Raw genomic sequence first — 17,661 nt, 5'->3', positions numbered from 1 at the left:
GGCTCCGGCGCCCACCGCGCCCGCCCCCGCCGGCGAGCAGGGCTCGGCACCCGGGACCGGCGCCGAGGGCACCGCCCCCGATACCGGCGCCCAGGACGACGGCGCGACTCCCGATGCCGGCGCCACCGCGCCGGCGGAGGAGACCCCTGCCGCGGCGCCGCTGCCGGAGAGCGAGATCGACGTCCATCCGGCCCAGGCGCCCGGTGAGCCTTCGGCTCCCGCCGAGACCACCCCGGCCCCCGCTCCGCAGGATCCGAACGCTCCACCGGCCGCTCCCGCCGACGGCTCGCTGACCCCGCAGGAGCAGGCGCAGCAGGAGATCGAGATGGCCAAGGCCATCCGGCAGAGCACCGATCCCACAACCCAGCAGCTGGCCATGGCGTCGATGGACTGCACCGCCTCCGATCCGCTCGCCGGTAACGACGATCCGAACCTGCCGCTGGTCACCTGCTCCACCGACGGTAAAGAGGTGTTCCTGCTCGACAAGAGCCGGATCGACGGGCAGGAGATCGCCAACGCCACCTCCGGTCTGAACACCGAGCAGGCGCGCCATGAGGTCAACCTCGAGTTCAAGGGCAGCGGTAGCGATGCCTGGGCCTCGCTCACCGGTGAGTACGTGCAGCAGCGGGTCGCCTTCGTCCTCGATTCCGAGGTGGTCAGCGCCCCGGTGGTCCAGCAGGGCCCCCAGCTGGGCGGACGCACCTCGATCTCCGGCGACTTCAACGCCGCCAGCGCCAAGGAACTGGCCAACACCCTCAAGTACGGTTCGCTGCCACTGTCCTTCCAGACCTCCGAGGCCGAGACGGTCTCGGCGACACTAGGGCTGTCCTCGCTGAAGGCAGGTCTGCTCGCGGGGGCGGTCGGCCTGGTCGCGGTACTCGTCTATTGCCTTGTCTATTACCGCATGCTCGGGTTTCTCACGGCGTTGTCGCTGGTCGGCTCGGGTTTCGCGGTGTACGGGATCATGGTCCTGCTCGGCCGCTGGATCGGGTTCACGCTGGACCTGGCCGGTATCGCCGGTCTGATCATCGGTATCGGTATGACCGCCGACTCGTTCGTCGTGTTCTTCGAGCGGATCAAGGACGAGATGCGGGAGGGACGAAGTTTCCGTTCCGCGGTACCGCGCGGCTGGCAGCGCGCCCGCAAGACCATTCTGTCCGGTAACGCGGTCAGCTTCATCGCCGCCGCGGTGTTGTATGTCCTGGCGGTCGGGCAGGTGCGCGGCTTCGCGTTCACGCTCGGGTTGACCACCATCCTCGATGTGGTGGTCGTGGTCCTGGTCACCGCCCCGCTCGTCCATCTGGCGTCCCGGTCCGCCTTCTGGGCCAAACCGTCGGTGAACGGGCTCGGCGCGATGCAGGAGCTCGCCCGGGAACGCAAGGCGGCCGAGGCCGCGGTCGGGAAGGCGTGACGATGAACAGCCCCGTGACGATGGACAAACCCTCCGCGCCGCGCCCCTCCGGCGCCCGGCACAGCTGGTTGAACCGCCTCTACACCGGCACCGGTGTACTCGACGTGGTCGGCAACCGCCGCCGCTGGTATCTGATCACGGCCGGGATCGTGCTGGTCTGCCTGGTCAGCATGGCGGTGCGCGGTTTCACCTTCGGTATCGATTTCGTCGGTGGCTCCCGGATCCAGCTGCCGGCCGGTGACGTCACCACCGAACAGGTGGAGACGGTCTACAGCGACACCATCGGTTCGCCGCCCGAATCGGTGCAGACCGTGGGCACCGGCGACGGCAAAACCATTCTCATCCGTTCGGAGACGCTGGACGCTCAACAGCTCGGCGCCCTGCAGACCGCGCTGTTCGACGAGTTCCAGCCGCGCGACGACACCGGCAACCCCAGTCGCAACGCCATCAGCGCCTCCGATGTGAGCGAGACCTGGGGTGGGCAGATCACCCGGCAGGCGCTGATCGCGCTGGCGGTGTTCCTGGTCCTGGTCAGCGTCTACATCGCTATCCGCTATGAACGCGATATGGCCCTGGCGGCGCTGGCCGCCCTGGTCTTCGACCTGCTGGTCACGGCCGGGGTCTACTCGCTGGTCGGTTTCGAGGTGACCCCCGCGATGGTGATCGGCATGCTCACCATCCTCGGTTTCTCGCTCTACGACTCTGTCGTCGTCTTCGACAAGGTGGAGGAGAACACCCGCGGCGTGCTGCACACGAGCCGGCGCACCTACGGGGAGCAGGCGAACCTGGCCATCAACCAGACCCTGATGCGTTCCATCAACACCACCCTCATCGGCGCACTGCCCATCATCGGCCTGATGGTGATCGCGGTGTGGATGCTGGGTGTGGGCACGCTGCAGGACCTGGCGCTGGTGCAGCTCGTCGGCACCCTGGTCGGCGCCTATTCGTCGATCTTCTTCGCGACTCCGCTGCTGGTGTCCATCAAGGAGCGCTGGGGCCCGGTGGCGGCGCATACGAAGAAGGTGCACGCGCGCCGCGCCGCGCAGGCGAGCGGACGGCCCGTTCCCGGTGCCGAGCGGGCCGCGGCGGCTCCCGTCCGGCGTCCCGCGAACGCCCCCGGCGATCCGAACGAGCGCACCCCACGCGGGACCGGGCCCGGCGGGCCTCCGCCCGGCGCCCGCCCCACCGGAAAACGACAGAGGCGGCACTGACAGACGAGGAGTAGTTCGATGCGACACTCATCTCTGCGCCGGACCATCGCGCTGCTCGCGGCCACGGCCGCGGCGGCCGGACTGGCGGCCGGATGTTCCGGCAAGGACAAGGTGCCGTCGATCGGCTACGCCGTCGACACCACCGTCACCAGCTACAACGGCGGGACCACCGCCGGCGCGGCCGCGGCCCAGGCAGTGTTCGGCCGGGTGCTCACCGGCTTCTTCTACACCGGTCCCGACGGGCAGCCGATCGCCGATACCGATACCGGGACCGCGAAAGAAGTGCCCGGGGAAGCGCAGACCATCCAGTACCGGCTGAACCCCGCGGGCGTCTACTCCGACGGTGTCCCCACCTCGTGCGACGACCTGGTGTTCACCTGGGCCGCTCGCAGTGGCCGGTTCCCCGGGTTCGATTCGGCGAGCACGGCCGGCTACGAGGATATCGAGCGGGTGGAATGCCAGCCCGGATCCAAGGACGGCACCGTAGTGTTCCGGCCGGGCCGTCGCTACTCGCCCTGGCGCACCCTGTTCGGCGCCGGTGAACTGATGCCCGCGCACGTGGCGACCCAGGCGGCGAATGTGCCCGATATCGTCGCCGCCGTCCAGAACGACGACCGGCCCGCCCTGGACCGGCTCGCCCAGTTCTGGAACACCGGCTGGAATCTCGCGCCCGGCGATCTCGATGTCACCGTGTTCCCGTCCTCCGGCCCGTATCGAATCGAATCGTTCGATCTCGAGGACGGACTGGTCCTGGTGGCAAACGAACGCTGGTGGGGCGATGCCCCCGCCACGGGCCGGATCGTGGTGTACCCGAAACCGGCCGACCTCGCCGCCCATATCGGGGACGGTTCGGTCGCGGTGGTCGATATCGGCACGGGCTCGCTGCCGGACCTGAATCTGGACGCGTTCGCCGTCGAACAGCAGCCCAGCCGCGGCGTCGAGCAGCTGGTGCTCGGTACCGGCGGAGTCTTCGAATCCGATGCCGCGCGGCGCGCTTTCGCGCTGTGCGTGCCCCGTCAGGCGCTGTTCGATCAGCTCGGCCGGGTCACGGAGGCGCCGGAGACCGGGCTGGGCTCGGGTGTCGCGGATTCGCGTACGGTACAGCCGGATTCGCCGTTCTACCCGGCGGTGACCGGCGCCGCCGATCCGTTCGCCGGTGGCGATGTGGCCGGGGCGAAGTCCGCACTCGCCGCGAGCGGGAAGAAACAGCTCACCGTCCGTGTCGGCTATCTGGCCCCGGATGCCCGCCGGGCGCGGACCGTGTCGATGATCGCCGACGCCTGCCGGCCGGCCGGGATCACGGTGGAGGACGCCGGCACTCCGGACTTCGGGACGGCGCAACTGGCCGCCGGCGCGGTGGACGCGGTACTCGGCGGTCCCGGCGGACTGCCCGGTCCGGCCGGTTCGCTCGACGGCGTCGTCGCCATGAGCGGACTGCGCAGTGGCAGTGGCCTCAATGCCGGTGGGTTCCGTAACGGCCGCTACGATGCGATCACGGATCAGCTTGCGGCCGACGACAATTCGACAGATCAGCTGAATCTGCTCACCGAGGCGGAGAACCTGCTGTGGGCGCAGCTGCCGAGCGTTCCGTTGTTCGCGACCCCGCGCACCATCGCCTTCGGCGGTGGGCTGCAGAACGCTGTCGCGGGCCCCACCCGGGCCGGATCCGGCTGGAATATGGACAAGTGGGTCCTGCAGCGCTGAGCTGCGCGGTGGCCGACGATGGAGGTGTCGATGAGCAAGCATGCGGCGGTCGAACCCGCGGATGTGGTGGCCGGGCGATCCGGTCAGGCCGCCGCGCTGGTGCGTAGATACACCCGCTGGGCCGACGACTTCCCGGAGCCGGGGGTCCGATTCGCCGATCTCACCCCGGTTTTCGCCGATCCCGAGGGCTTCCGCACGGTGGTCGACTGCCTGGCCGCACTGGTGCCCGATGCCGATCTGGTGGCCGGAGTCGATGCCCGGGGGTTCCTCATCGGCGCCGGAGTCGCCACCACGCTGGGCACCGGTGTGCTGGCCGTCCGTAAGCGCGGCAAACTCCCCCCGCCGGTGATCACCCGCGAGTACGAACTCGAATACGGGACGGCGGCGCTGGAGATCCCCGCCACCGGCGTGGCACTGGCGGGCCGCCGGGTCCTGCTGCTCGACGATGTTCTGGCGACCGGCGGCACACTGGCCGCGGCCGCCGAGCTGTTCGCCGACGCGGGGGCCGAGGTGGTGGCGGCCGCGGTCGTGCTGGAACTCGAGGCGCTGGGCGGCCGGTCCCGGCAGGGCGACTACCCGGTCACCTCGATCGTCACGGTGTAGCCGGTCGGCTCGCGGTCGCCGCGGATATTCCCGGAGTACCCGACACGTCGCTGCTCCGGCCGGTAGTCGCCGGGATCGGATTCGACTGCCGCACCCGCCGGTCCGGTATGTGACCTGGCGCGCAATGTGCTGGCGCTCGCCGGGGCCGGAGCGTATTGTCGCCGGAGTCTTGTTCCCGAGGATCGGAGCTGCCGTTGCTCTCATGAGGTTGTCGCTCGTGCGGCCCGCTTTCGCGCGTCGCTTCTGTATCGATACCTCCAGGGGCAGCCATGGCCGATATTTCTCTTTCCGATCTCTCCTTCGCCTGGCCGGACGGAACTCCGGTGTTCGATGGGCTCGACGCGGTGTTCACCGCCGGCCATATCGGGCTCGTGGGATCCAACGGCGCCGGGAAATCCACACTTCTGCGGCTGGTGGCGCGCGACCTGCCGCCCGCTCGCGGGTCGATCACAGTGACCGGCACGCTGGGATATCTGCGCCAGGATCTCGGGCTCGCGGCGGGCCGGCGCGTCGACGAGGTGCTCGGTATCGCCGGGATCCGGCACGCTCTGCACCGAATCGAGTCCGGTCACGGCTCCGACGCCGATTTCGAGGTGGTCGGGGCGCAGTGGGATATCGAAGAGCGCGCGGTGGCGACGCTCGGTCGGCTCTGCCTCGGTTACCTGGCCGACGGTGTCCAGCAGCTGGACCGTCGCCTGGCCACGCTGTCCGGGGGCGAGACCGTACTGCTCGGCCTGGGCGCGCAACTGCTGACCGAACCGGATGCGCTCCTGCTCGACGAACCCACCAACAATCTCGATCGGGCCGCCCGCGCCCGCCTCTACGATGTCGTCGCGCAGTTCGGCGGCACCGTCGTGGTGGTGAGCCACGATCGGGATCTGCTGGAGCGGATGGACACCATCGCCGAGCTCCGCGGCGGCGCGCTGCGGTTGTTCGGCGGCAATTACAGCGACTACGAGCACGCGATTGCACAGGAACAGGAGGCGGCCCGGGCGGCGATCCGGGATGCCCGCAGCGAAGTGCGCAAGCAGTCGCGGGAACTGGTTCAGGCGCGGATCAAGCTCGACCGGCGGCTGCGGTACGGGCAGAAGATGTTCGACAACAAACGCGAACCGAAGATCATCATGGGCCAGCGCAAACGGCAGGCCCAGGTCGCGGCGGGCAAACTGCGCAACAACCATCTGGAGAAAGTGGAGGACGCCGCGGACCGGCTGGACCGGGCCCAGGAGCTGCTGCGCGACGATCGCGAGATCCGCGTCGAGCTACCCGCGACCCGCCTGCATCCCGGACAGGAGGTCCTGGACCTGGACGGCGTGGAACTGGCCCATGGGCCGGTGGTGTCGCTCGCCGTGCGCGGGCCGGAGCGATTGGCGATCACCGGCGGCAACGGCGTGGGGAAGACCACGCTGCTGCGCCGGATCGCCACGGAGCCGCCGCGGGTGCCCTGGCGGCTGCTTCCGCAGCGTCTGGATATCTTCGACGAGGACCGGACCGTGTACGACAATGTCGCCGGTGCTGCCCCGCACGCGGCGCCGGAACGGATCCGTGCCCAGCTCGCCCGTTTCCTGTTCCGTGGCACCGCCGCCGATGTGCCGGCCGCCGCCCTGTCCGGCGGCGAGCGGTTGCGGGCCGCGCTGGCCGTACTGCTGCTCGCCGAACCGGCGCCCGGCCTGCTGATGCTGGACGAACCCACCAACAATCTCGACCTGGTGAGCCTCGGCCATCTCACCCAGGCGCTCGCCGCGTATCGGGGCGCGTTGCTGGTGGTGAGTCATGATCAGCGGTTCCTGGACGAGATCGGGGTCACCCGGCGGCTGGAACTGACCCCGGCGGGTCTGGTGGAATGAGCCCGGACCGCGCCGCCGGGGGAACGCCGGGGCGCGATCGGGCGTTCTACCCGGAGCGCGGGGATATGGATCCATGTCGATGGTGTTGCGGCGGGGGTTTCCCACGGTGCTGCGGGGGTTAAAGTTGGTGGTCTGGAACGTTGCGGTGATCTGCCGCGGCACGGAGAGGTGGTGGCATGACTCAGCATCTGGGCGAGGCGAATGTCGGTCAGACGTCCGGTTCGCAGTCGAACGGTGCCGCCACCCCCGCCCCTGCCGGTCCGCGCCCGGAGACCGCGCCCGATTCCGACGGTGTCCGATCCTCCGGCGCGGTACCGAGTTCGGCCTCCCGCCGGGTACGCGCCCGGCTGGCCCGGCGAATGACCGGTCAGCGCGGGATCCCGGCGGTCAAACCGGTGCTCGAGCCACTGGCCACGGTGCACCGCGAGCTGTACCCGAAGGCCAATCTCACCCAGCTGCAACGGGCCTTCGATGTGGCCGACGAGCGGCACGCGACCCAGTTCCGCAAATCCGGTGACCCGTACATCACCCACCCGCTGGCGGTGGCGAACATCCTGGCCGAGCTGGGCATGGACACCACCACCCTGGTCGCGGCCCTGCTGCACGACACCGTCGAGGACACCGGGTACTCGCTCGAACAGCTGACCGCGGATTTCGGCTCCGAGGTGGCCCATCTCGTCGACGGTGTCACCAAGCTGGACAAGGTGAACCTGGGTGCCGCGGCGGAGGCCGAGACCATCCGCAAGATGATCATCGCGATGGCCCGCGACCCGCGTGTCCTGGTGATCAAGGTAGCCGACCGGTTGCACAATATGCGGACCATGCGGTTCCTGCCCCCGGAGAAGCAGGCCAAGAAGGCACGCGAAACCCTCGAGGTGATCGCGCCGCTGGCGCACCGGCTGGGTATGGCCACCGTCAAATGGGAACTGGAGGACCTCGCGTTCGCGATCCTGCATCCCAAGAAATACGACGAGATCGTCCGCCTGGTCGCCGACCGTGCGCCGTCACGTGACACCTATCTCGCGAAGGTGCGCGCGGAGATCGTCAACACCCTCGCGGCGTCCCGGATCCCCGCCACTGTCGAGGGGCGGCCCAAGCACTACTGGTCGATCTATCAGAAGATGATCGTGAAGGGGAAGGATTTCGACGATATCCAGACCTGGTGGGTATCCGGATCCTGTGCGACGAGGTGCGCGACTGCTACGCCGCCGTCGGTGTGGTGCATTCGCTGTGGCAACCCATGGCCGGGCGGTTCAAGGATTACATCGCCCAGCCCCGCTATGGCGTGTACCAGTCGCTGCACACCACGGTGGTCGGTCCGGACGGTAAGCCGCTCGAGGTGCAGATCCGCACCCACGATATGCACCGGACCGCCGAGTTCGGGATCGCCGCGCACTGGCGCTACAAGGAGACCAAGGGCCGCCATTCCGGCGATGCCGCCGAGGTCGACGATATGGCCTGGATGCGGCAGCTGCTCGACTGGCAGCGGGAGGCCGCCGACCCGGCGGAGTTCCTGGAGTCGCTGCGTTTCGACCTCAAGGCGCCCGAGATCTTCGTCTTCACCCCCAAGGGCGATGTGATCACGCTGCCGCAGAAGTCGACTCCGGTGGATTTCGCCTACGCGGTGCATACCGAGGTCGGGCACAAATGCATCGGGGCCCGGGTCAACGGGCGGCTGGTCGCGCTGGAACGCCAGCTGGAGAACGGTGAGGTCGTCGAGGTCTTCACCTCCAAGGCGCCCAATGCCGGACCCAGCCGGGACTGGCAGACATTCGTGGTCTCGCCGCGCGCCAAGGCCAAGATCCGGCAGTGGTTCGCCAAGGAGCGTCGCGAAGAGGCGCTGGAGAGCGGCAAGGAACAGATCAACAAGGAGGTCCGCCGGGTCGGACTGCCGTTGCAGCGGTTGATGAGCGTCGACGCCATGACCGCCGTCGCCCACGAACTGCACTACAGCGATATCTCCGCGCTCTACACCGCTGTCGGCGAACATCAGGTCTCCGCGCATCATGTGGTGCAACGCCTGATGGCCCAGCTGGGCGGGATCGGCGATGTCGAGAACGAACTCGCCGAACGGTCCACCCCCTCCACCACGCCGTCGCGGCAGCGGCTCACCGGTGATGCCGGTGTGCTGATCCCCGGCGCCGAGGGGACCGTCGCCAAGCTGGCCAAATGCTGTACTCCCGTACCGGGCGACGAGATCATGGGTTTCGTGACCCGCGGCGGGTCGGTGAGCGTGCACCGGGTCGACTGCACCAATGCCGATTCGCTGCGTGCCCAGTCCGAACGCATCATCGAGGTGGAGTGGGCGCCGTCACCGCATTCGGTGTTCCTGGTGGCCATCCAGATCGAGGCGCTGGACCGCACCCGGCTGCTCTCCGACGTCACCAAGGTGCTCGCCGACGAGAAGGTCAATATCCTGTCCGCCTCGGTCGCCACCCACGGCGACCGGGTGGCGATCAGCAAATTCACCTTCGAGATGGGCGATCCCAAGCATCTGGGGCATTTGCTGAATGTTGTCCGCAATGTCGAGGGCGTCTACGACGTGTACCGGGTGACCTCGGCCGCCTGAGCGTCTGCCCCGCTGGGGTCGTGGCCTTCCGGCTGCCCGCGCGACCGCAGTGGACTTCTTGTGCGCTTGTGCGGCCGCGGCGCGGTTGTCTCGGGGCCGAGCGGCGCGCACGTGCCGGCCCGGTGATTCCGTGCATCCCCCGGGGGTGGCCGCGCGGGCGTCTCCTGCGGATTCCGGCCTGGGTTCCGACTGGAAGAGGGGTGTCCGCGGCCGTGTTTCGGGGCCTTGGCAGCCGATCCGGGTTCGCCGGAAGAATATAACGTTCGGGCTTCGGCGCGCCGCGTCACGTACGGGTCGAGCTGGCGGGTCGCGTAAACTCTTCGGCGCTTCAGCGGTCATAGCCGGAATCTGTTACCGTTTACTGCGTTTCGTCGCGCTCGGTAACTGCGGTAGGACTGATTGCGGGTCGCTATGGCTGGATGCACAAGATTCTCGGGGATGCTGATCGCATTCACCGTCGCTGTGGCGACGGCGGCAGCGGGCACACTCGCCGCTCCCGCGTACGCTCAACCGCCGAATCCGGCGGGTCCATCGACCGAACTCGCGGTGACATCGTGTCCGGCACTGTACGCCTTGGGGATCCAGGGCACCGGGGAATCCTCGCCGGACGCCGCGCCGACGACCGATACCGGCATGCTGTCCACCGTCTTCCGGCCGCTCATGGCCGCGGCGCCCGAGCAGGGGCTGGTCGAGCGTGCCTATGTGCCCTACGAATCCAGCTTCGGCGGGGTCGACGGCGGTAGCGCCACACCGTATTCGGATTCGGTGCGGGGTGGCCTGATCCGGCTGCGCAGTATGGCGAGTTCGGTGGCGCAGCGCTGCCCGGAGACCCGCTTCGCCATCGTCGGGTATTCCCAGGGCGCGCATGTGGCCTCAGTATTCGCGCAGGAGATCGGTCAGGGACAGGGCGGTCTGCCCGCGGACAAGGTCGCCGCCGTCGCGTTGATCGGTGACCCGACCCGTAACGCCGGCGCCCCGCTGTTCCCCGGTGCGCCGGGCAAGGCCAACCCCGATCCCGCGCCCGGTACCGAGGGCACCGAGATCGGGCATATCGCGGCACTGAACCAGACACCGGCCACCGGCGGCGGGATCGCGCCGGACCGGGATACCGCCGAGAATTTCGGTGCGCTCACCGGACGGGTGGCCAGTTTCTGCGCCGCGGGCGATCTCGCCTGCGATGCCCCCGAGGGCGCGCCGATCCTCAAGGCGGTGGCCGGGGTCGTCGGGCAGATGAAGCTCAGCGGCGGTGATCCGATCGCCTCGCTCACCTCCATCGCCCAGGCACTGGCCTTCACCTCGATCAAAACGGCCACCAAGGTGGTCAACGAGGACATCCAGGGCACCTCACTGGCCACACTGAACATCTCGCCGAAGAAGTCGATCTCCGAACGGCTGGCCGATGCCGCCGATCCGCGGACCCCGCTGGATATTCCGGGCGCCATGCGAGCCCTGCTGAAAGTGGGCATGATCGGGCTGAATGCCGTGGTCACGGTGGTCCGTACCGTGCTGAACCCCACGGCGATCGCGGAACTGGCCACCGCCGGCCTGGCGAATCCACCGGCGGCGCTGATGATGCTGGGAGTCAAACTCCTGGGTGCGATTCCGCAGCTCGTGCCGCCCACCACCGGTATCCGGCTGGTGAGTCAGGCTTTCGACGCGGTGGTCGACAACATCACCGACAATCACGCCCTGCTCGACACCACGACCTGGGTGCGCTACTGGGACACCATCCAGCGGCACCAGGCCTATGGCAATGCGGCCATTTCGGCCACCGGTGAGGCCCCCACCCGCTTCATCGCCGACTGGTTCGCCGCTGCCGCGCGGGATCTCGCCGCGGTACACGGCAGTGGCAACGAGCCGGTCGCGGAAAAGGCGGTACCGCAGGTCCCGAGCCTGCCGGACAGCGGAGTTCCCGCTCCGAACGGATTCTCAGGTTCCGATCCCGGCGCGTCGCCTGCGCCCGCTCCCTCCGGTACGGGACAATTCCCATTTGGGACAGGAGTGAACAATGGTGCCCCGGAGGGTCCGGTGACCACCACTACCACGCCCCGTACAACCGAAACCGACTCGTTCTCCGTGAACTGATCGCCGAGAGGGATCGATGATGCCAGATCACGCGCCCGGCGCCACGGGAATGGGGGAATGTTGAAGTCCTACAAAAAGCTCGATCGATGGTACGGTCCGCTGGAGCCGGAGGGGGCGCGCGACACGGACGTGTCACCCCGCGCGCCGGAGCCCGGCGGCGAGGCCGTTCCCGGGGCCGACGACGACGGTCCGGCCCGGTACCCCGATTACATCGCCGAGGCCGGAAGCGCGACCGCCCGGCCCGATCCGGCGCCCGCCGAACTGTCCGGTCGCCGCACCGAGTTCACCGGCGGCTGGTCGGATTGGGTGGACTCGCCCGACGATGATCGGGACGCGGACCTGGTGCGGTTTCCCTGGGCCGACGACGAGGAACTCACCGAACCCACGCGTATCGGCCGTACTCCGGCCCGGCTCCGCGATATCGGAGCCGATCGGGGTGCCCGCCGGCGTCGGACCGCAGGAGTCCTTCTCGCCGCCGTGGTGCTGCTCGGTATCGCGGCCGCCGTCGTGCTGTACCTGCTGGCCCCCGGCACACCCGGGGCCGCCGGCCCCGGAGCGGCTCCCGACGACGGCACGGGTCTGCGCTTCACCGCCGGGAGTACCGGCGCCGATACCGGGGCCGCGGCATGTCCGTCCGAACAGACCGCACAGGTGGTACGCGGCGCGGGCCCGGGCGGGACGAATTCGGGGCCCGAGGCCGTGCTGCGCTTCCAATACGCCTACTACGTCCAGCGTTCCGGCGTCCAGGCGCGCGCCGCGGTGGCGCCCGACGCTCCGGTGTCCTCCGCCGAGGTGATCCAGGCGGGTATCGACAGCGTCGCGCCCGGCACCGCGCACTGCGTACGGATCGTGACCGTGGCCGATGGCCGGTACACGGTCGAGGTCACCGAGTTCCGGCCCGGTGGCGAGCCCGCTACCTACAGCAGGCAAACGGTCACCACCGCGGTGATCGACGGCCGCACCCTCATCACGGGTATTTCGGCCGGATAGAGGAGAGTGCTGCGATGGGAGAGGATTGGAGCCGCTGGCTCGACGCCGCACCGGATACCGAGGTGACGGACGAGGCAGCCGGGGACCGGAAGGCGCGGGTGGTGCGGTTGCCGGGTGGTACCCGGACCCGTGCGGCCGGTGAGCCCCGGCCGATCCTGGTGGTGGGCGGCTGTGGCGGCGCCGGTACCACGACCACCGCGCTCGGGCTGGCAGGCGAGCTCGGCCTCGCGGGTGTTGCCACGGTCGCGGTGGACGCCACCCCGGCCGGTGGTGACCTGGCCCTGCGCGGCGCCGACGAGCATCTGCACCCGATCAGCATGCAGCAGTGGCTGTACGGCCGCGGTGACGACGAGCCTGCCCCGTTGAAGGACTGTATGTCCCGGGCGACCTCCGGGATCGGCCTGCTGTGGCGCGACGCCGCGCCGCTGCGCCGCCGCGCGAGCTATCTGACCGTGGCACGGGCGGTCGACCAGGCCGGATACATCGGCGTCTACGACGGCGGGAACCCGATCGCGAGCCGGCAGTTGCGGCCGCTGCTCGACGACGCGGATGTCGCACTGGTGCTGACCATCCCGGCGCGCGTCGACGCGGCCAATCGCCTGCGTGTCACCCTCGAATGGCTCGACGACGAATACGGCGACTCGTCGGAACCCATGGGCGGCGGAATCGTCGGCGACACCACCATCGTGATCTCCCATCAGCAGCGTGGCGCCGATTCGCGGGTCGCCGACCATTTGCGAGAGCATCTGGCGGGCTGGGTCCGCGATATCGTCGAGGTGCCCTACGACCCCCATCTGGCCCGCGGCGAACTGGTGCGTCATATCGCACTCGCCGACGAGACACGGCAGACCTACGAGCGACTGCTCGCGGGGATGGCGTCATGAGGCGACACCACGATCCCTCCGCCTTCGCCGCGGCCGCTGTGGGCAGTTGCCGGCGCATCCGCGGCCGCGTGATGCCACGTCCTGCGCGGGCTGCGCGCGATGCCGCCGTCGAGGGAGGTGCCGCGGTGCGATCCCTGCGCCGAGGCCGTGGGCGCCGCGGACTACAGGTAGCGCCTGCGGGGGAGGCATTATGTCCCTTGCTATGAATCTTCCTCGCCGACCCGACCGTCACGCTGTTGCCGGAGTGGTACCGCCGCCGGAATCACGCCGCGCCGCGGTCTGGGACCGTCCTGTTCCCGGCGCCGGCCGCGCGCCGCTGGTGTGGCTGCTGGGTGTCCACGGCGGCGCCGGCGCCAGCTCGCTGGCCCATGTGCTGGCACCCGCCGCGGATTCGGGCCGGCGCTGGCCCGGTGTCTTCGACCGGGAATCGCCGTTCGTGGTGCTGGTGGCGCGGGAGACCATCGCCGGACTGACCCATGCGCATGATCTGCTGCGCCAGCACCACTCGGGGTTCGCCGGGCCCAGCCAGGTTCTCGGTCTCATCACGGTGGCGGCGCGGCCGGGCCGGATGGCGCCGGAGATCCGGCGCTACCGCGATGTGGTCGCCTCATTGGCCGGACAGGTCTGGCAGGTGCCCTGGTACGAGGAGTGGACGCTGGTCGAACCGGAGAAATTGCCGGTGTGGACGCCGGGTGTCGCGACCTCGCCGCAGCGCCGCCGCCGGATCGACCCACTCGACGAGGTCCCCCTGGAGATCAGGGAACTCGGTTCGGAAATCGTCGCGGCCGCCCGGGCCGCGCTGGAGGAATCGGAGGCCGCCCCCACTCGGGGCCGATCGAGATTCGTAGAGGAGTGATGCCGTGATCGCCGCCGTCGAGCACGTATTCCGTGTCGTGCTCCCCGCGCTCGCGCGGACCGAATGTTGCACCTCAGCTATCGAGAAAGGCACCCGATGAGCACCGTACTTCTCGCCGTTCACCAGGCCTACGACACCGTCGTTGTAGCGCAGGTGGGCAATCCGACGCCCGAGGCCCCGCCCGGGTCGGAGAAGATCCTGCAGCTGGTGCGGTACCTCACCTGGTTCGTCCTGCTGTCCGGGATCTGCGGCATCATCTACGCGGGCGGCAAGTTCGCGTGGGAGAAATGGACCGGCGGTGGACTGGAGTCCCCGAAGATGGTGGCCGGAGCGATGATCGGCGGCGTGGTCGCGACCAGTGCCGGCACGATCATGAACGCTGTCATCGGAACGTGAGGTTGTAATGGATCTGGTCGGGGCGGCCGGTGTTCTTGCGTACAAGCAGATGCCGGCCGAAGTTTTGGAACCGTTGATGCAGTTGCTGAACTGGCTGCTCTGGTTCGTTCTCATGGGCTGTCTGGCGTGGATGATCGTTTCGGCCGGAAAGCTGTGGCTGACGTTCAAGGGTGATCTGGCGATGAACGACGCCTCGCACGGGGTGCTCATGAGCCTGCTCGGCGCGATCGTGGCCAGCGGAGCCTCCGGTATCGCCCTGGCGTTCCTGCCCGGATGATCCGGGGCGAGGCGAGGAGAACGACCTGCGCATGAATTCGACCGTGATTCCGGCTTCGGGCCGGTCCGGCCGGCCGTATGTCCTCGGGGCCGCCCATGTGCTGTCCGCGCTGCTGCTGGCCGGCGCCGTGGGCTGTGGTGGCGGGGACGCCGCGGCACCGCCCGATCTGTCGGCGCCCCCGACGAATGTGCGCTGGGTGCCGTTCCAGGGCGTATCGTTACCGCATAGCGATCAAGGTCCGACGTCTCAAACAGATGGCGCCGCAACGGGTTTCGAGAAGTCGCCCGCCGGTGCCGGGGTGGCCGCCATGGTGCACGCCGTGCGCCTGGCGATCGCCGACGACGGACAGTGGTCGAATATTGTTGCCCGGGAAGTGGTTCCGGGCCCGGCGAAGGACGAATGGGCGGTGAACCGGGTGCAGCTGTCCATCAGCGGTCCCGCGGATCCGGTCTATGCGCCGCGGCTGCTGGGGTACCGGATCACCGAGTACAGCGACCAGCGCGCGGCGGTGGATGTGTACAGCGAGTACTCGGACAGTTCGAGAGCGGTGAACCATACGACTGTGGAGTGGTTCGCCCAGGATTGGAGGTTACGGCTGCCGGATCCGCAATCGACCACGCGACCGATCGACCCTGTGACCGAATTACCCAGTGACACTGTGAAAGTGGAGGCGCCGAAGTGAGCGGGAAGGAGACCTATCAGCGTGACCGTGTCTCCTTCGGAGTCATTGCCTCGGCGGCGGTACTGGCGCTGATCGTGGTGGTCGGCGTCGTCATGTGGACAGGCCGCGACGACGAACCCGTCTCGGCGCCGCCGCCCCCGGCCACGGTGGGCGAGGGATTTGCCGATCCGGAGGTGGATGTGTTCAACCGGCGCATCGATATCCCCAACAACCCTGCGGGGCAGGTACTTCCGCAGGACCCGTCCCCGCAGCGCAAGCCGACGGATCCCGATTGGCTGACCGCCGCGCCGGCGGGCACCACCGACCCTCGCGGCTGGCAGCGGGTGTTCGGCGCGTCGGTGCCGTTCTCGAGTTCCGACGGTCCGAACCGGATCGAGGACGGGCTGGCCGTGGGGTATTCGCACACCCCGCAGGGCGCCGCGCTGGCAGCGGCCCAGATCACCTATCGGCTGAACGCCCGGCCGGCGGACCGTGATCTCTATGTACGGCAGGTGCGGGTTTCGGCGCAGCAGATCGCGGCCTACGACAAGGCCCTGGAAGCGGATCGGCTGCCCGAACAGCAGCCCGAATCGGTGACCCGGTACCTGGTCGCGTCCGACGCGTTCAAGATCGACGACTACGCGGACGATATGGCGATCGTGCGGTTGGCGCTGCGTGCTCCGGCGCTCGACGCGAAGCCGGTGTGGGTGACCTTGCGACTGATCATGGTGTGGGACGCGGGGGATTGGCGGCTCAAGCCGACCACCTCGCCGAACACGCAGACCGAGTATGTCGAATCGCTCGAGGGGTGGACTCGATGGTGATTCCGATGTTGGGACGGAATGTGAAAGCTCAGGTAGTGCGCGAAGACAGCCCTTCCGGGAGCGGGGAGCGTGCTCCCGCGGTCTCGTACCGGGTGTCACTGGCCAGACGGCTCGTCACGATCCTCGCGGTGATCTTCACCGTGTCGATGGCGACGCCGGTGGTGGCCTACGGTCAGAACTACGGATTCGACGAAACCTGTAACGAGATACACGACGCTCTCGACGACCTCGGCATTCCGGGTATCTCGCTCGGCGACGCCGCCTCGGCGGTGTGCAAGGCGGGCAATGCCGCGACCCATCCCGGGGAAGCGGCCACCGCGGTCAAGGACAAGGCCTGGGATTCGACGTTCGGCAAAGTGGTCGATTCGCTGATGAACGGTCTGGGCGAGGCCATCATCCTGGCGCTGACCTTCTGGATGAAGGTGCCCAACGAGGTGGCCAGCGATTCCGGTTCACTGTTCACCAAGATCAACGACTACACGTATCAGGTGCAGATACTGCTGCTGATGGCCTCCATCATCATCACCGGCCTCAGATTGGCCGAGGCCAGACGCGGCGGTGCGATGCAGGAGGCGGCCGAATCGTTCCGGATGTTCACCCGGGTGGTCTTCAGTTCCTGGATGCTGGGCGCGGTCATCGTGGCCGGCACGGTGGCCTCGGACCGCTTCGCGGAGTGGATCATCCAGGATTCCACCGACGGCAACGCGCGCAATATGGCCGAGCTCATGGTGAAAACCAGTAAGCTGCAAGCCTTCTCACCCGGGCTGGTCCTCATCATCGCGATCGTCGGACTGCTCGGTGCGCTGGCCCAGATCGTGCTGGCCATCGTCCGGCAGGGCCTGCTGGTGATCGCGGCCGGGGTGCTGCCGCTGGCGGCCGCCGCCTCCGGGATGAGTACCGGTAAGCAGTCCTATCAGAAACTGGTCGGCTGGATCATCGCCTTCATGCTGTGGAAACCGGTGGCGGCGATCGTCTATATGATCGCGTTCACCACCGCCGGGCATGCGGACGAGATGACCCCGGCGGGCGGGCTGCCCGAAGCCGAGGAAGCCCAGCGCATGCTGGTGGCCATTGTGCTGCTGTGCAGTGTCGCGTTCGTCCTGCCCGCGCTGATGCGGCTGGTCACGCCGGCGGTCGCCATTGTCGGCAGCGGCGGATCGGGTCTCACCGCGACCGGTGGAACCCTCATCGCGGCAGCCGGTCTGGGCGCCATGGGTACCAAGGCGGTCGGAGCGAAGGGTGCCGCGGCGCCCGGTCGCGCCGGTTACGTGGGCGGTGCGGCCGGTCCGCCGCCACCCGGCGGTCGCGGTGGTGGCGCGCCGCGCCCGATGCCGCCACCGCGG

At 68.7% G+C, this 17,661-nt stretch carries 14 protein-coding genes and 1 pseudogene; all 15 read left to right on the top strand.

Going from position 1 to position 17,661, the window contains the following annotated elements; translation table 11 throughout:
• On the top strand, positions 1-1,411 hold a 1,411-nt coding region (gene secD / locus ON38_RS16070), incomplete at its 5' end, for a protein translocase subunit SecD (RefSeq protein ID WP_051164856.1).
• A gap of 2 nt (positions 1,412-1,413) precedes the next feature.
• Positions 1,414-2,622, top strand: coding sequence for a protein translocase subunit SecF (gene secF / locus ON38_RS16065; protein WP_083872720.1), 1,209 nt, complete (start codon positions 1,414-1,416; stop codon positions 2,620-2,622).
• A gap of 18 nt (positions 2,623-2,640) precedes the next feature.
• Positions 2,641-4,326: an ABC transporter substrate-binding protein gene (locus ON38_RS16060; protein ID WP_039825612.1), complete on the top strand. Its 1,686-nt coding sequence runs from the start codon at positions 2,641-2,643 to the stop codon at positions 4,324-4,326.
• A 30-nt stretch (positions 4,327-4,356) separates the two neighbouring features.
• Positions 4,357-4,929: an adenine phosphoribosyltransferase gene (locus ON38_RS16055; RefSeq protein ID WP_051164858.1), complete on the top strand. Its 573-nt coding sequence runs from the start codon at positions 4,357-4,359 to the stop codon at positions 4,927-4,929.
• 269 nt (positions 4,930-5,198) lie between these two features.
• A complete protein-coding gene (locus ON38_RS16050; RefSeq protein WP_039825611.1) occupies positions 5,199-6,776 on the top strand; it encodes an ABC-F family ATP-binding cassette domain-containing protein in 1,578 nt (525 codons plus the stop codon).
• Positions 6,777-6,952: 176 nt separating this feature from the next.
• Positions 6,953-9,345: pseudogene (locus tag ON38_RS16045) on the top strand (RelA/SpoT family protein).
• Positions 9,346-9,783: 438 nt separating this feature from the next.
• Entirely contained in the window at positions 9,784-11,430 is a 1,647-nt protein-coding gene (locus ON38_RS16040) for a cutinase family protein (RefSeq protein ID WP_039825610.1), read from the top strand.
• Between the two features lie 57 nt (positions 11,431-11,487).
• Positions 11,488-12,420: a DUF8176 domain-containing protein gene (locus ON38_RS34200; RefSeq protein ID WP_051164855.1), complete on the top strand. Its 933-nt coding sequence runs from the start codon at positions 11,488-11,490 to the stop codon at positions 12,418-12,420.
• 14 nt (positions 12,421-12,434) lie between these two features.
• Positions 12,435-13,304 (top strand): MinD/ParA family ATP-binding protein, encoded by an 870-nt coding sequence (locus ON38_RS16030; protein WP_039825609.1) that lies wholly within the window; start codon positions 12,435-12,437, stop codon positions 13,302-13,304.
• A 202-nt stretch (positions 13,305-13,506) separates the two neighbouring features.
• Entirely contained in the window at positions 13,507-14,160 is a 654-nt protein-coding gene (locus tag ON38_RS16025) for a hypothetical protein (RefSeq protein WP_245564064.1), read from the top strand.
• A 96-nt stretch (positions 14,161-14,256) separates the two neighbouring features.
• Entirely contained in the window at positions 14,257-14,556 is a 300-nt protein-coding gene (locus tag ON38_RS16020; RefSeq protein WP_039825607.1) for a hypothetical protein, read from the top strand.
• Between the two features lie 49 nt (positions 14,557-14,605).
• Positions 14,606-14,833, top strand: coding sequence for a hypothetical protein (locus ON38_RS16015; protein ID WP_245564063.1), 228 nt, complete (start codon positions 14,606-14,608; stop codon positions 14,831-14,833).
• A 31-nt stretch (positions 14,834-14,864) separates the two neighbouring features.
• Positions 14,865-15,515, top strand: coding sequence for a DUF8175 domain-containg protein (locus ON38_RS16010; RefSeq protein WP_245564062.1), 651 nt, complete (start codon positions 14,865-14,867; stop codon positions 15,513-15,515).
• Positions 15,512-16,318 carry a DUF8175 domain-containg protein gene (locus tag ON38_RS16005; protein ID WP_039825606.1) on the top strand — a complete coding sequence of 269 codons (807 nt, stop codon included), beginning with the start codon at positions 15,512-15,514 and terminating at the stop codon, positions 16,316-16,318. Before ON38_RS16010 ends, ON38_RS16005 begins: the two co-directional genes overlap by 4 nt.
• Before the next feature lie 5 nt (positions 16,319-16,323).
• Positions 16,324-17,661 (top strand): conjugal transfer protein TraG N-terminal domain-containing protein (locus ON38_RS16000; RefSeq protein WP_245564061.1); only part of this gene is annotated, 1,338 nt, incomplete at its 3' end.

The sequence above is a fragment of the Nocardia testacea NBRC 100365 genome, assembly GCF_000308775.1.
Classification (GTDB): Bacteria; Actinomycetota; Actinomycetes; order Mycobacteriales; family Mycobacteriaceae; genus Nocardia; species Nocardia testacea.
The sequence above is the reverse complement of the archived record's forward strand: the minus strand, read 5'-3'. Positions and strand labels throughout refer to the sequence as shown.

Coding starts and splice junctions, on each gene's coding strand:
- secF (WP_083872720.1), top strand. CDS start 1,414: ATGAACAGCCCCGTGACGATGGACAAACCCTCCGCGCCGCGCCCCTCC.
- ON38_RS16060 (WP_039825612.1), top strand. CDS start 2,641: ATGCGACACTCATCTCTGCGCCGGACCATCGCGCTGCTCGCGGCCACG.
- ON38_RS16055 (WP_051164858.1), top strand. CDS start 4,357: ATGAGCAAGCATGCGGCGGTCGAACCCGCGGATGTGGTGGCCGGGCGA.
- ON38_RS16050 (WP_039825611.1), top strand. CDS start 5,199: ATGGCCGATATTTCTCTTTCCGATCTCTCCTTCGCCTGGCCGGACGGA.
- ON38_RS16040 (WP_039825610.1), top strand. CDS start 9,784: ATGCTGATCGCATTCACCGTCGCTGTGGCGACGGCGGCAGCGGGCACA.
- ON38_RS34200 (WP_051164855.1), top strand. CDS start 11,488: ATGTTGAAGTCCTACAAAAAGCTCGATCGATGGTACGGTCCGCTGGAG.
- ON38_RS16030 (WP_039825609.1), top strand. CDS start 12,435: ATGGGAGAGGATTGGAGCCGCTGGCTCGACGCCGCACCGGATACCGAG.
- ON38_RS16025 (WP_245564064.1), top strand. CDS start 13,507: ATGAATCTTCCTCGCCGACCCGACCGTCACGCTGTTGCCGGAGTGGTA.
- ON38_RS16020 (WP_039825607.1), top strand. CDS start 14,257: ATGAGCACCGTACTTCTCGCCGTTCACCAGGCCTACGACACCGTCGTT.
- ON38_RS16015 (WP_245564063.1), top strand. CDS start 14,606: ATGCCGGCCGAAGTTTTGGAACCGTTGATGCAGTTGCTGAACTGGCTG.
- ON38_RS16010 (WP_245564062.1), top strand. CDS start 14,865: ATGAATTCGACCGTGATTCCGGCTTCGGGCCGGTCCGGCCGGCCGTAT.